The organism is Pseudofrankia sp. DC12 (genome assembly GCF_000966285.1).
In the GTDB taxonomy this organism is placed as follows: Bacteria; Actinomycetota; Actinomycetes; order Frankiales; family Frankiaceae; genus Pseudofrankia.
Window position 1 is genome coordinate 3,656,716 of sequence record NZ_KQ031391.1, and the last position, 13,609, is coordinate 3,670,324.

11 protein-coding genes and 1 tRNA gene are annotated in these 13,609 nt (G+C 71.2%); 9 read left to right on the plus strand and 3 right to left on the minus strand.

The genetic code is table 11. The features are described from left to right. Positions 1–110 precede the first annotated feature (110 nt). The 4 genes from FRADC12_RS14460 (at position 111) to FRADC12_RS34905 (ending at position 5,508) form a co-directional block, all read left to right on the plus strand. The gene (locus tag FRADC12_RS14460) at positions 111–1,955 is read left to right on the plus strand and encodes a hypothetical protein (RefSeq protein ID WP_045875092.1); all 1,845 of its coding nucleotides are present in this window, start codon (positions 111–113) and stop codon (positions 1,953–1,955) included. 93 nt (positions 1,956–2,048) lie between these two features. Further along, positions 2,049–3,035, plus strand: a complete 987-nt coding sequence (locus FRADC12_RS14465; protein WP_052710916.1) for a site-specific integrase — start codon at positions 2,049–2,051, stop codon at positions 3,033–3,035. A 302-nt stretch (positions 3,036–3,337) separates the two neighbouring features. Further along, a complete protein-coding gene (locus FRADC12_RS14470) occupies positions 3,338–4,102 on the plus strand; it encodes a class I SAM-dependent methyltransferase (RefSeq protein ID WP_052710917.1) in 765 nt (254 codons plus the stop codon). 737 nt (positions 4,103–4,839) lie between these two features. Further along, complete coding sequence (locus tag FRADC12_RS34905) at positions 4,840–5,508, plus strand: tyrosine-type recombinase/integrase (protein ID WP_084011339.1); 669 nt, start codon at positions 4,840–4,842, stop codon at positions 5,506–5,508. Here FRADC12_RS34905 and FRADC12_RS14480 read toward each other — a convergent pair. Continuing rightward, a tRNA-Lys gene (locus FRADC12_RS14480) sits at positions 5,470–5,542 on the minus strand. The genes FRADC12_RS34905 and FRADC12_RS14480 overlap by 39 nt on opposite strands. Positions 5,543–5,762: 220 nt before the next feature. On the opposite strand from FRADC12_RS14480, the gene FRADC12_RS14485 reads away from it, so the two are divergent. Together FRADC12_RS14485 and FRADC12_RS14490 are read left to right on the plus strand one after the other, a co-directional pair. Then, a complete protein-coding gene (locus FRADC12_RS14485) occupies positions 5,763–6,734 on the plus strand; it encodes an MFS transporter (protein ID WP_045877055.1) in 972 nt (323 codons plus the stop codon). Positions 6,735–6,923: 189 nt separating this feature from the next. Further along, positions 6,924–7,694, plus strand: coding sequence for a peptidoglycan-binding domain-containing protein (locus tag FRADC12_RS14490; RefSeq protein WP_045879597.1), 771 nt, complete (start codon positions 6,924–6,926; stop codon positions 7,692–7,694). A gap of 43 nt (positions 7,695–7,737) precedes the next feature. Here FRADC12_RS14490 and FRADC12_RS14495 read toward each other — a convergent pair whose 3' ends face one another. Continuing rightward, the gene (locus FRADC12_RS14495; protein WP_045877056.1) at positions 7,738–8,172 is read right to left on the minus strand and encodes an SRPBCC family protein; all 435 of its coding nucleotides are present in this window, start codon (positions 8,170–8,172) and stop codon (positions 7,738–7,740) included. A gap of 280 nt (positions 8,173–8,452) precedes the next feature. Between FRADC12_RS14495 and FRADC12_RS14500 the strand changes: the two genes are divergently transcribed. The 3 genes from FRADC12_RS14500 (at position 8,453) to FRADC12_RS14510 (ending at position 11,915) form a co-directional block, all read left to right on the plus strand. Then, on the plus strand, positions 8,453–9,847 hold the full coding sequence (locus FRADC12_RS14500; protein WP_157488861.1) for a DUF4407 domain-containing protein: 1,395 nt from the start codon (positions 8,453–8,455) through the stop codon (positions 9,845–9,847). Between the two features lie 65 nt (positions 9,848–9,912). Beyond that, positions 9,913–10,974, plus strand: a complete 1,062-nt coding sequence (locus tag FRADC12_RS33160) for a phage holin family protein (protein ID WP_232303795.1) — start codon at positions 9,913–9,915, stop codon at positions 10,972–10,974. After that, a complete protein-coding gene (locus tag FRADC12_RS14510; RefSeq protein ID WP_045877057.1) occupies positions 10,950–11,915 on the plus strand; it encodes a DUF3618 domain-containing protein in 966 nt (321 codons plus the stop codon). The genes FRADC12_RS33160 and FRADC12_RS14510 overlap by 25 nt, the downstream gene beginning before the upstream one ends. 149 nt (positions 11,916–12,064) lie before the next feature. Here the strand turns inward: FRADC12_RS14510 and FRADC12_RS14515 are convergent, their stop codons facing one another. Further along, positions 12,065–13,264 (minus strand): ABC transporter ATP-binding protein, encoded by a 1,200-nt coding sequence (locus tag FRADC12_RS14515; protein ID WP_045879600.1) that lies wholly within the window; start codon positions 13,262–13,264, stop codon positions 12,065–12,067. Between the last annotated feature and the right edge of the window lie 345 nt (positions 13,265–13,609).

A 13,609-nucleotide genomic window follows, 5' to 3' on the forward strand; every position in this document is an offset into this window, starting at 1 on the left:
TCGCCGGAGCGGAGGATTTGGGTGCTGGGAGTGCCCGGATTGCGGGGTTTGAGCGGATCTCCGGGTGAGGTGAAGGGTGTCGAAGCCAGTTCCCTGACCCGGAGTCCGCCGTGTCCTGTTTCTATCCTGTCGTCCCGTCGGTCGCGCTGCCCGGGGTGGCCTTCGGCCGGGTCGGTGCCGGGCTGCTGGCGGTGCGTGCCGAGGACCTGGCCGCGGGGCCGGTTCGCACGGCCGGGCGCCGCGGCGGCGGCCGGGCGCCGGCCCGCGACCGCCGCGGCCTGCTCACGCTGGCTGAGGGCGCGCTCCCGGCCCGCCACGGCGACCAGGTGATCGTCTACCGGCCGGTGCTGGCCGGGACGCTCAGGGCCTACGACAACGGGGATCTGGCCCTGTCGGGCCGGGCGGCGGACCACGTGTCGCTGGGAGCGGCGGAGGCCGAGCTCGACCGGCGGCTCGGCCCCGGCGCGCTCGACCGGCTGATCGCCGAGGCGTTCACCCAGTTCCAGGCGACGACACCGCCCGGCAGCGACGACGCCGCACCTGATGACGCCGTGCGCGGGCAGGAGACGGCGTTGGCGTTGACCCGGGGGGTCGTCGTGCGGGCGCTGGTCCTGGGGTCGTGGATGGCGGGCACCGGGTGGGACGACGTGCTGGCGGCGTTGTTCGCGCCGGTCGCGGACGTCCCGTTCACCCGCTGCTCCGCCACGCCCGGCGGGCCGGCGTTCTCCCGGGCGCGGCGCGGCGTGCCGGGGGTGGTGGTCGCCGCGGTGTGCGAGGCGGTCCTGGTGGTGCTGCGCGCGGAGCTCCTCGACCCGCACGACCCACAGGCGCTGGCCGCGGGAGCGTTCCGGGTCGCCGGCTTCGACGGGACCCTCCTGCGGCTGCCCGACACGGCGGCGAACCGGGAGCGCTTCGGGGCGGGCACCGACCCGGCGCCGTTCCCGCACGTCCGCCTTCTGATCGACGTCGACGCTGGGACGAAGACCCCGCTCGGCTACGCCCACGGCCCGTCCTCGGGCGCGAAGGACGCCGGTGAGCAGACGCTGCTCGAGCAGGTCGCGACCGCCACCCCGGCGATCTGTCACCCTGGGCTCCTGCACGTCGGGGACCGTAACTTCCCCGGCGCCGAGCGGCTGAGGCGGCTGACCGGCGCCGGGATGAACCTCGCGGTGCGGCTGCGCGCCGGGATCACCGTCGACGTCGACACGTGGCTGCCCGACGGCTCGGCGCTCGTCGACCTCGGCACCGACGACGTGCTGCACGGCTGGCGCGACGTCGAGTGGGACGTGTTCGCCGACGGCGTCCACACCGGTGAGACGTTCGCCGTGGCCACGAACATCACCGACCCCGCCGCGCTGCCCGCGCTCGCTCTCACCGCCGGCTACCGGGCCCGATGGGGCGCGACCGAGACCCCGATCCGCGAGACCAAGGCCACCCTGAACGACTCCGGACCCGGAGCCGGGCCGATGCTGCGCGCCACCGACCCGTTCGAGGTCGACCAGGAGATCCCCGCTCTCCTGCTCGGGGCGGCTCTCCTGCGCGCGGTGCAGCGCAGCGCCGCCGCGCAGGCCACCCCCGCCCAGCGCGGCGCCCGCGCCGGGCAGCCGGTCCTGGCCCGGGAACTGTCCACCAAGGCCACGGTGCTCGCGCTCACCCGCCACCTCGGCGCGGCGACCCCCGGCCTGCCCGACGAGGTCGTCGCACACCGGCTCGCCGCCATCCACAGCGCACTCAGCCGGCGGCGCAACACCCCCGACCGCAACCGCACCCGCGAACGCCGGGCGAAGAGCGTCTCGGAGTTCCCCCACGCCGGACCCGGCCTCACCACCCGCAAGGTCGTCTACGAGACCCGGATCTGCGGACCGATCACCGACACCCTCACCACGGCGGCCCCAACACTCACGCTTCCCGATGTCACCGAACGTGACCACACCCAGCCAGCCATGGCAGCCTGACCCACGCGATCAAGAGAGTTTCACTGGCATTGGGTCAGCCACGCCCTCCTCGACAGCTACCCCCAGACCTACGACCTGCACCACCTGCGCGGCATGCTCGTCCGCGCCGGTGTCCTGCCCGAACGTCTCGAGTACCTTGAACGCCTCGAACCGTGGCTCGACCAGACCCTCAGCGGCTGCCCTAAAGCGCACGCCCGGGTCGTGCGCCCGTTCGCGCAGTGGCACCTCCTACGCCGCGCCCGTGCCCGAGCCGCCCGCCAGGGCTTCACCTCACACGCCGCGCGCTGGGCGCGGACCCACGTCCTCATCGCCCTGGAGTTCCTCGCCTGGCTCGATGAACGCGGCACCAGCCTCGCCGACGCCCGCCAGGCCGACATCGACGACTGGCTGCACGACGCCGCTCAAACTCGCTACCTGGTGCGCGCCTTCCTCGCCTGGACCAGGGCCCGCCGACTGACCAGCGACCTCCAGGTGCCGACGCTGCCCCACTCCGAGCCGGACACCTTCCTCGACGAGGCCAGCCGCTGGCAGCTACTCGAGCGCTGCCTCAACGACGGGCAGATGCCCCTCGATGTCCGCACCGCCGGCGGACTGCTCCTGCTCTACGGCCAGATGATCTCCCGCCTGACCCGTCTGACCAGCGGCGACATCCACCACAACCAGGCCGAGACCTACCTGCGGCTCGACAACGTTCCGGTGCTGATCCCTGGCAAGCTCGCCACCGTCGTGCGCGCACAGCAGGACGCAGCCACACGACGACGAAACTCCGCAGACCCCGACCGGCCGCTCTTCCCCGGCCGCGCCCCAGGAGCACGAGCCTCCAACGAGGTCCTGACCCGCCGGCTCCGCCAGCACGGCATCGAACCTCGCCACTCACGCAACCGCGCCCTCGCGGACTGGGCCAGCGAACTCCCCGCCCCGGTCCTCGCAGACCTCCTCGGCATCCACATCACCACAGCCGCCCGATGGGCACAGCGCACCCGCCACGACTGGACGAGCTTCATCGCCGCCCGAGCCGACCAGGGGATGTCCACCAACCAACGAAGATCGACATCTAGGAATACCGCATGGTCCGATTAAGTGATCTCCACCAGTGATCCCCGGCGGCACCGTCGTGATCCAACCCTCCCCGGACGACACCCCGCTCACCGCCCGCGTATCCAGCGCGATACCGGAGCCCAACTGGCCAGTCGTGTTCCGAACGGACGAGGAAACCCTGCGCCGGGTCGCCGAACGTCTACGCGCCCTCGATACCTGGCATGACAGCCCGGTCCTGCCCTGCCCTGCTCAGGCCTGGTATCCGCCTCCGTCATCTGACAGACCCACGAGGGCTACTGCGTCAAACGCATGACCAAGCGCCGCCACCAAGGAGGAGCACCGCCATGAGCACCGGCACGAGCACCCGGGCTGAGGATCTTCGTAACACTCTCGTCGACAAGATCGTCGAGCACCATGTGCGGCAGGGACTGACGATGCGCGCCGACGTGGAGCGGGCGTTGCGGAAGGTGCCGCGCGAGTTGTTCACGCCGGGCGTGCCGCTCGAGGAGGCATACCGGAACGGCGCGGTCATCACGAAACGCAGCCCGGACGGCGTGAACCTGAGTTCGGTATCCGCGCCTCATCTGATCGCTGAGATGCTGGGTCAGGCGAAAGGCCGTCACGCCCTTGAGATCGGCAGCGGAGGGTACAACGCCGCCTTGTTGCGTGAGATCGCCGGGCCAGACGGGTTGGTGATGACTGTTGACATCGACCAGGAGGTCACCGACCGGGCTCGCGCGTGCCTGGACGCAGCCGGCTATTCCGACGTCGAGGTCGTGTGTGCGGACGCCGAGTTCGAGATCGAGCCTGGCCGCGCCTTCGATCTCATCGAGGTCACGGTCGGTGCGTGGGATATCCCGCCGGCCTGGATCAGCCAGCTTGCGGACGATGGCACCCTCGTCGTCCCGCTGCGCACGCTGGGCATGACCCGGTCGTGGGCGCTCCAACGCGCGGGGAATCACCTCGTGAGCAGCAGCAACCTGCTGTGTGGATTCGTGCCCTTATGCCGACGTCGGCATAACGGAACTTATGTGGACTCGAATTTTATGCCGACTATTGTAGGCAAGTCGTTGCTGGCACGTGTTTTGTGTGATGAGTTGTCGGCATAATCTGCGGTCCAGGTACGGTGGCTTCTCCCGGTTCGTTCATGATTCGCGAGGGGCTGAGCTTGGTTGACGTGTCGAGTGTCGCGGTGTCGGGGCCGTTGGCTCCGTTCGTGTTGGGTTTCGCCGGCGAGTTGGCAGGTCGGGGATATGCGGCGAGGACGGTGGAGCACCACTGCCGGCTGCTGGGCCAGGTGAGTCGCTGGCTGGAGGACCGGGATCAAAGAGCTAGCGCGCTGAGCGTCGATCTGGTGAGGGATTTTCTCGCTGAGTGCCATGCCGCTGGCCGGTATGCCTCGGTGCGGGTCGGTTCGTTCGAGCCCCTTCTGGCGTATCTCCGCGCCTTGGGCGTGACCGATGCCCAGAAGTCCGCTGGCCCGGTCGGCGCGGTCGATGCTGTGCTCGCTCGCTTCGCGAATTATCTCGCCGGAGAACAGGGCCTCGCGGAATCGACTGTCACTTTGAGGGTGAAGCTTGTCCGTCCGTTCCTGACGAAGCTGGCGGCTCGCGACGGGGTGGATCTGGGGTCGCTGACCGCGGAGGAAGTAGCTGAGTTCGTCGTCAGGGAATCCCGGCTTCGGCCGGCGTCGTTACCGCCGACGGTGACCGCGCTGCGCTCGCTGCTGCGTTTCCTGCATGTCGACGGCGTGATCGCCGCCGGGCTTGTCGACGCGGTGCCGACGGCCCGCACGCGCAGACTGGTGGGACTGCCCAAGGCGCTGGCCGGTGCGCAGGTCGCGGCCATGGTGGCGACCTGCGACGAGGCGACCGCGGTGGGGCGGCGCGACCGGGCGATCCTGACGCTGCTGTCCCGCCTCGGCCTCCGGGCCGCCGAGGTCGCCGCTCTGCGGCTGGACGACATCGACTGGCGGCGCGGCGAGATCAGCATCGTCGGCAAGGGCACCAGCCACGAGCGGCTCCCGTTGCCCGCCGACGCCGGGAGCGTCCTCGTGGCGTATTTGCGGGACGGCAGGCCCAGCACCGATCTGCGCGAGGTGTTCCTCTGCGCCAGAGGCCCCTACCGGCCGATGAGCCCTGACACGGTCAGCAGCGTCACCGCGACGGCGGCCCGCAAGGCAGGGCTGGGGGTGGTCGGTGCCCATCGGCTGCGACACAGCGCCTACCGGTTTGGCCGAGGGCATCGACATCACCCTCGTCTCCAAGCGGCTCGGCCACTCCTCGCCGCACATCACCGGCCTGCTCTACACCCACCTTCTGCGCAGCGCCGGCCAGGCCGCGGCCGAGAAGGTGGCCAACGCAGTCCCGCGCCGCGTCGTGCGCCGCCACGCCCACCTGACGCCCACAACGATCAACGAGGGGGAAGAGGGCCAAGCGCCCGAGGTAAACCTGCAGGTCAGCAACCTGAAGACGGGTGGGCCGTCAGGGACTCGAACCCTGAACTCGCCGGTTAAAAGCCGGCTGCTCTGCCAATTGAGCTAACGGCCCGCTGGCTGATCGTACCCGGGCGCGCCGGCCTGCCGGTGGCTTCACCGTTCGCCTGGACCGCGACGGGGTGCGGATCGGGGCGGGGCCGGGAGCAGTGCCCGGCGGGGCCCGCGTCGACACCACCATCCGTGATGGGCGGGTCACCCCCAAGAGGTGGATCCGGTTAGTACGCGGTACTGGGGGCACCGACCGGGGTGAACCGATGCGGAGGGAGCGACCCATGACCGCGACCGGAGATACCGGATACAACCTAGCCAGAGGAGCCTGGCGGATACCTCGCAGCCGCGGCGCGGTGGCTGGCCTGCTGCTGATGGCTCTGGGCGCCTGGGGTGCGCTCATCCCGTTCATCGGACCGGCGTTCCACTTCGGGTTCGGTGGCAGCCAGACGTGGTCGTGGACGGCCGCTCGGTTCTGGCTGGAGGTACTGCCGGGGATCGCCTGCTTTGTCGGTGGCCTGATGCTCATGCTCAGCGCCAATCGGGCTACGACGATGCTCGGCGCGTGGCTCGCCATGGCCGCGGGTGCCTGGTTCGTCATCGGCCCGACCTTGGCCGGACCGCTGCACCTGGGGGACCTGGGCTACCCGATGGGTGGGACCGCCCGGATCGCCTGGACCTGGCTGCTGTTCTTCTACGGCCTCGGGGCGGTGATCCTGGCTGTGGCGTCGACCGCGCATGGCCGCCTCAGTGTGCGCAGCCTTCGCGACGTCGAGCACGCCACGATGCGCGCACGCAGCAAGCAGCTGGCCCGTCACGGTGGGCTGTTCGGCGGCCCTGGCGGCCACGGCGGCCGGGGCCGTGAGCGGGAGCCTGCGCGGCGCGACTCCGGCCGAGACGACCGGATGAACCGCGTCGAGCGTGACTACCGGGACCACCCTTACCCGTCCGACACGGCCCACTCAGACCGCGTCGATGGCCCGGCCGCGCTGCCGGTCGACAGCCGGAGCCGTCGGGACGTCCACGCGTCCGAGGGGGGGCATCGAGACCAGGACCCGGGCCGCCGTGGCGAGACGACGACCACCGTCTACCCGAGCGAGACCGAGCGCGTGCGGTCCGACACGACGGAGACCCAGCGCGGTCGGCACGAGGCCGGGCACGAGGGGTTCAGCGAGAAGATCGGGCATTTCGAGAGCGCGATCGGCCGCACGCTGGCCAGGCACGGCATCGGTGGCAGCAAGCAGGACCGCCGGTAGCCTCAGCCATTGGGCCGCGGAACCGCATCATCGGCGGCGACCGGGGGTTCGTCCCCCGGTCGCCGCCACCTTCGCCAGCGCCAGGCCGATTTGGCCGATTCGGGCGCGGGAGGCACCAGGACGCCCCTAACGTTTGCCCAGGCGGTCCCTGGCCGGGTGCTGGGGGCGAAGAAGATCCTGGGGGCGGACGTGACCACACCCGTGCGCGAAGGGCGGGGCGGGTGGCCGTCGGACGGCCGCGGCGGAACCATCAGCGCCGACGGGACCGGATTCGGTCCCTACTACGGCGTCGGCGCGGGTCAGCGGTCCCCGGACGGCAGCGCGGCCGACGACATCATGGCGGTGAAGGCCGGCGTCAAGGCGATCCAACGGGCGTTGAACTGGCACCAGGCCACGAGCAAGCCCATCCCAACCGACGGCGTCTTCTCCCAGACGACCCGTAGCGCGCTGATCGCCTTCCAGCAGCAGAAGCAGCCCACCATCAACCGGGACATGTACATCCCGGCGAATGAGCGCAGTCCGCTCGGGCTGGTGCACAAGGAGACGTCCTACGCGCTGTTCATGCCGATCGCCGACCGCTACGCGATCAAGTACACCGTTCCCCGCGGTCTGCTCCGTGGCATCACGACGATCGAGAGCAACTGGGACCCGGGCGCGATCGGGTACTACACGAACTCCGACTTCGGCCTGTGCCAGTGGAACACCACGTTGCCCGACGTCACCAAGGACAACGCGCTGGACCCCTTCTGGGCGCTCGACTCGACCGCGCACATGATGCGTACCCGGATCGACGCGACCGACTGGGGCAGGAACTGGATCTATGTGATCGCCGCGCACAACGTGCCGACCTGGGCGCTCCAGTGGGCGCAGGGCAAGCTCGTCCCCGGCAGTGCCGATGACCAGCCCAAGCTCGACCGCATGACCGGCTACGTCACCAACGTCCTCGCGCGCACCTGGTAGCCCTGGCACCCAGGGATCGCTCGCCTTTCGGGCGCGGAAGCCGTCAGAGGCGGGTGCTGAGGTTGTCGAGGACGGCGGTCCAGAGCTTGCTGACGCCGCCGGGAGCGAAGATCCGCTCGAAGAGGCCGCCGACGCCGCCCGCGCCGGTCCAGGTGGTCATCACCGTGACGTGGCTGCCGTCGCCCTCGGGCCGCACCCGCCAGACCGTCCGCAGGGTCGAGTTCTGGTCGGCCTCGACGAGCGTCTGGGGGTCGGGCGCCGACACCTCCGCCGCGACGTCGCGGATCCGCTTCTTGGTCGCGTGCAGCCGGTAGCTGATCCGGGTGCCGGCGCCCTTGCCGCCGGCGAGGACCTGGTAGTCGGTGATGTTCTCCGGCCACAGCTCGGCGCGGGTTCCGGCGTAGTCGGCGGCCAGGTCGAGGACCCGATCCGTCGGCGCTGCCAGTGACCGCTGCGTCACAACGTTGATCTGCCCCATTGGTCCTGTCCTCCGTTCATCGGGCCGCTGACCGGCCCCTCCCAGCGGATCGTCTCCGCGGTGCCCATCGCGGCCGTCGCGCCGCGGGACCCCGGGTCGGCGACCGCTTCGATCCAGGTGTCCAGGCGGAAGCCTCGGCGCAGGAGATCCTCCGGCTCCTGGACAGACGTTAGTCAGCGCCCCGGGGTGCCGCGCGGACGGCGGCGCCCGACGGCCCACATCGGCGCCTTAACGTAACTGATCGAATGCGGATAGTGATTGAAACGGCTATGGTGCCGGCATGGACTCCGGCGGCGATCGGCTGGACGGCGCTGACGGCGACAACGCGCCGATCGGCGGCGACGCCGCCGTCGCCATGGCGGAGCCAGACGGATCCCGGGCATCGCGCCGGCGCGGCCGGGGGTCGGGGGTCGGCGCCCGCCGGACCGCGGTCGACCTGCTGATCGGCTGCACCGGGGCCGACCACCGCGCGGTCACCGAACGGGACCGATCGAGATACGCCAGCGCGGGCGCGCTGATGCTGTTGACGGCGAGCCTCGCGGCCTACGCGGGATCCTCGGTCGCGGCGTTCGGCTTCCGCACGTCGACGCTGGCAGCGCTGCCTTATGGGATCTTCTACGCGGCCTTCATCTTCTGCATCGACCGGTCGGTGCTGCTGACGATCCGACCTCTGCGGCTCGCTGGAAAGGGCGGCAAGGAGCGCATCCGACAGCGCCGGCTGCTGCCGACGGGCGCGCTCCGGATCGTGATCGCGATCATCGGCGCGATCCTGGTCGGTGAGTCGCTGCTGCTGCGCTTCTTCGACGCGTCGATCGAGCCACGGGTCGCGGAGCTGCGCCAGCAGGAGCTCGCCGGGGTGATGGCGTCCTGGGACGCCGGTCAGCGAACCACCGAGGCGGGCCTGGTCGCAGCCCTCGACGACCAGCGCGCCCAGCTCGCCGCGGCCGAGAACCTGGTGACCTCCAAAACCGGCGAGGTCGACTGCCAGCTGACCGGCGGCGACGGCTGCCTGGGCGGCCGGGGGCCGATCTACCAGGTCAAGCTGGGCGAGCTGCAGGCCGCGGCCGGGCAGATCCCGGGTCTGCGCACCGCGCGCGACGCCGCCCAGGCCCGGCTGGACTCCTTCCGGGTGACCAGGGACCAGCGCCGCGCGCAGTACGCGGACACGGAATGGCGGTCGATCGGGAACGCCAACGACCTCCTGATGCGGGAGAAGGGCTTCTGGCGGCTCACCGCGAGCGACAACTCCGTCAAGGTGTGGCGAATACTGATCAGCCTGCTGATTCTCGGTATCGACCTGGCGCCGCTGCTGTTCAAGCGCAACCTCGACCGGACCGCCTACGCACGGCTGGAACGCGGCGCGCTGTGGGAGGGCGAGACCAACGAGGAGGTCGACGCCTTCCAGCTCAATCGCAATGCCAGGGCGCGGCGCGCCAAGGCGGGAGAGGTCTCCGAGCGCATGGCCGCGCGGTACGAGGAGTACGCGGCCGCCCGCGAGGAGCTGAGGCTGGCGGCGTCGATGGACGAGGACGCGGGCGCCGCCGCGCTGCGGCGCGACGAGCGCCGGCTCGGGAACGACCGGCAGGCTGCGGACCTGCGCCGGGCCTACCGGCTGCCCGCGCCGCCGCCGCGCGGCAAAGAAACGGATAGTAGTGGTTCACGTACCCCGGGTTAGTCACCGGCATGCCGGGCATCGACCCCGCGGTCGTCTCCTGAGGCCACACCACACAGGGAGGCAACATGACGAGGTCGCAACGGTCGACGACGACCGGCAGGATGCCTCCGGATGGCACAGAGCGCGCGTACCCGGACGAACGTCTCGACGGCACGGCCACCGTGGTGACCGAGAAGGCGCCGACGCCCCCCGCGCCCGGCAAGGTCGGGAATGACGGGTCGGACGTCGCCGCGATGGGTGCCACGAAGCGGCGCAACCTTGCCGGGGCCACGAGCCGCCATGGGCTGCATGACGACGACCCACCTTCTGTCGACAAGCGCGCGGCCACCAGGACTCAGTACACGGACGGCCAGTTCGACAACGGCTTGGACGTCTATCCGGAAGGCTCTTCCCGTTCGACCAGACCGGGGCACGACACCTTCCGGGACGACCGGCCCGAGGCGCACGGCGACGGCCGCCCGCCTCCCGGCGGCCAGCGGGATGTCCGAAGCACCGACGACGGCCTCGGGACCTTCCCGGAGACCTCGCGCACCGTCCGACCGGCCTCGACGACGTCCACAGCGAACGGCTCGACCGGCCGGAGCTGGCCGGACGAACCGATCATCACCCGGGCCGGCGAGACCCCGGCCAGCGTCCGGGCGGCCGCGGCACCACCGGCCACCGCCCGGACCGGGACGACGACCGTCTCGCGCACGATGACCGCCGACCGGGCCACGGCGCCCCGAGGTGGCGCCAACGGGCGCAGGCAGGGCCGCCGCGGCGCCGGGGCGCTGATGTCCGACGTCGCGAGTGACATGTCGATGCTGGTGCGCCAGGAGGTCGACCTCGCCAAGGCGGAGATCCGCCAGTCGGCGGTCCGGGCCGGCAAGGGCGCCGGAATGTTCGGTGGCGCCGCGGGAGCGGGCGTCTTCGCGGTTCTCTTCCTGCTGCTCGCGGCCATGTTCGGCCTTTCGGAGGTAATGGCGCTCGGGTGGGCCGCACTGATTATCGGTGCGCTCCTGGTGGTGTCGGCCGCGGCACTGGCGCTGATAGGCCGGGCGAACGTGAAAAAGGCGCACGCCAAGCCGGCACAGACAGTCGAGACGCTGAAGGAGGATATGCAGTGGGCGCACGGCCTGAGGAAATAAGGTCAGAGATCGAGGAGACCCGGGACCGGATCACCGCCGAGATCGACGAGCTGACCGCGCGGTACAGCCCAGGTCGGGTCGCCGGCCGGAAGGCGAGTGGCGCGCGTGACGCGGCGACGTCCATGCGGGCGAAGGTCGGCTCGGGCGCGACCGGCATGAAGCAGCGCCTGGCCCTGCGCTCCAGCAGCCATCACGAGCACTCCAGCACCTGCGGCCATCTGGGCGAAGGGCAGGCCAGTACCGGCCAGGCGCTCGACGTCGGCGCGGGACGGCCGGCGGCCGAACGGCGTGGCGAGGCAGGGCGCCGCGAGCGCGGCGGCCGGTTGCACCGGCACCGGCCGGACGCGGACGCACCGCCCGCGCCTTATCCGGCCGATTCGGCGCGGCGGTCCGAAGTCTCCTCGTACGACAGGACCGCCACGCCCGGCTCAGGCGACAACCGGCCGCCGCGACGCCAGGCCGAGTCCGACATGCCGTCACCTGATCCGTCCTCGTACCGGGCGGATGACCACGTGACGTACGCCCGGGCGCGCAAGCACCTGTTGTCGTTCCCCGGGGGGCAACACGAGCCGCATGGCCACGGCCATCGGCCAGCTGACCGGCAACGATCCGAAGAACAGCGGTCGAGCGCCGCGGACGGCGGGTCGCGGCCGGAACGCCCGGGCGGGCGGGCGCGCAAGCGCGACCTGGGCCTCGCAGTTGCCTCACTCGTGATCGGTGCGCTCGGCGCCCGGACGGTCAGCCACCCGGGCCGCCGCGAGAAGGACCTGCTGGCGGCGGCGAAGAGCAAGCGGCCCTACGCGTCGTCCGGTCCAACCGGCAGCGAGGCGGGCGGCGGCGCTCGAGCCGGCGCGATGGCCGGGCTGACGTCGGCAGCGGCGCGGGCGGCCATGAAGAAGAAGCCGGCAGCGAAGAAGGAGCGGCACGAGACCGCGTCCTGAACGGCGGACGAGATCTCCTCCGAAGTGCGACGCGCTGGTGCCCGTGCCGGCGCCGAGGCGGATGGCCGGCGCCGCGATCCGAACAGAAGACCAGCTCGCCGCCGGTTCCGGCCTCGGAACCGGCGGCGAGCTGGTCTCTACCGCCGACCTCAGACCGTGGCCAGCGACTTGCGGCCGGCTCGCAGCGTCACGCCGGTTTCGGCATCGAACAGGTGCAGACGGGCGGCGGTGACGTAGAACAGCGCCCTGCTGCCGGCGCTGACGGCGGTCCGGGCGTCGAGTGCCGCCGTGAACCGATGACGCTCCGGGTCCGTGGGCAGCCCGTCGTCCGCAGCGGTCAACGCGTGCGCGGCCTGGGCGGCGGCCCCGCTCATCGAGCTGGTGACCATCTCCCCGTGCACGAGTGTCTCGGTCCCGAGCCGCTCGACCAGGTCGACGGCGACCTCCAGCGTGAGCGCCGCGGTTTCCGGCGCCTCGGTCTGCACGTCGTGCGGCCGGACGCCGACCAGCACGTCCGGTGTGCTGGCGGAGCTGACCGCCGCCGCGAGTCCGGCCGGCAGCACCAGCGTCTGGCCGCCGACTCGCAGGGCCGTCTGGCCGTCGGCCGTCGTCAGCGTGCCCGGAACCAGGTTGGTGGGCGGGCTGCCGATGAAGGCGGCGACGAAGGCGTTCGCCGGCTGGGAGAAAAGCTCGTCCGGGGTGCCGAGCTGCTGGAGCTTGCCCTCGTGCAGCACCGCGATCCGGTCGGCCATCGTCATGGCCTCGACCTGGTCGTGGGTGACGTAGAGCGTGGTGATCCCCAGATCGCGCTGGATACGACCGATCTGCGCGCGAACCTGGGTGCGCAGCTTCGCGTCCAGGTTCGACAGCGGTTCGTCCATCAGGAAGGCCCGCGGCTCGCGGACGATCGCGCGCCCCATCGCGACCCGCTGGCGCTGCCCGCCGGAAAGCGCCTTCGGGCGCCGCTCCAGCAGTTCGGTCAGGCCGAGGATCTTCGCCGCGCGTTCGACCCGCTCGTCGCGCTCCCGGCGCGAGACGCCGGCCAGCCGTAACCCGAACGCCATGTTGTTGCGCACCGTCATGTGCGGGTAGAGCGCGTAGCTCTGGAAGACCATCGCCAGGTCGCGCTCCGCCGGCGGGACCCTGGTGACGTCTTCTCCCGCGACGAGCACCTGGCCGGAGCGCGGGCTCAGCAGCCCGGCGACGATTCGTAGCGCGGTGGTCTTGCCGCTGCCGGACGGCCCGACGAGCACCAGGAACTCGCCGTCCTCGACGGACAGGCTGACGTGGTCGAGGACCGGGCCGACGTCGTAGGTCAGCGAGACGTCACGAAGCTCGATTGTGGACATGGGCTCCCTCTTCCCTTCCACCCCGGCGGGCTCGGCGCCGGGCGCGCATGCGAACAGTGCGCCGGTGGCCGGCACGGCCTTCGGCGGGCCGCGCCGGTCAGACCGGTGCTGGACGGGTGAGGGAGGGAGTCCCCAGTCGTCCTGGTCTGACGGCGTGCCGCAAAGGGTGACACGGCGGGGCCGGCGGCGTCCAGGCGATGGCTGGATGTGCTTTGAGTAGTCAGCCGGCTTCTGAAAGTGCGCGTGACATCTCTGGGCGACTGGCCCTTGACACCAGCGCAACCACGCATCACAGTTCCGAAGCCATGAGAGCGCTCACACGCGATCAGTGCGGTGGGCGTGAAG

Bases quoted from the DNA above. Each gene is read 5' to 3' on its own strand.
- FRADC12_RS33160 (WP_232303795.1), top strand. From the start codon at position 9,913: ATGACGAGGTCGCAACGGTCGACGACGACCGGCAGGATGCCTCCGGAT.
- FRADC12_RS14515 (WP_045879600.1), bottom strand. From the start codon at position 13,264: ATGTCCACAATCGAGCTTCGTGACGTCTCGCTGACCTACGACGTCGGC.
- FRADC12_RS14500 (WP_157488861.1), top strand. From the start codon at position 8,453: ATGGACTCCGGCGGCGATCGGCTGGACGGCGCTGACGGCGACAACGCG.
- FRADC12_RS34905 (WP_084011339.1), top strand. From the start codon at position 4,840: ATGGTGGCGACCTGCGACGAGGCGACCGCGGTGGGGCGGCGCGACCGG.
- FRADC12_RS14495 (WP_045877056.1), bottom strand. From the start codon at position 8,172: ATGGGGCAGATCAACGTTGTGACGCAGCGGTCACTGGCAGCGCCGACG.
- FRADC12_RS14470 (WP_052710917.1), top strand. From the start codon at position 3,338: ATGAGCACCGGCACGAGCACCCGGGCTGAGGATCTTCGTAACACTCTC.
- FRADC12_RS14465 (WP_052710916.1), top strand. From the start codon at position 2,049: ATGCTCGTCCGCGCCGGTGTCCTGCCCGAACGTCTCGAGTACCTTGAA.
- FRADC12_RS14485 (WP_045877055.1), top strand. From the start codon at position 5,763: ATGACCGCGACCGGAGATACCGGATACAACCTAGCCAGAGGAGCCTGG.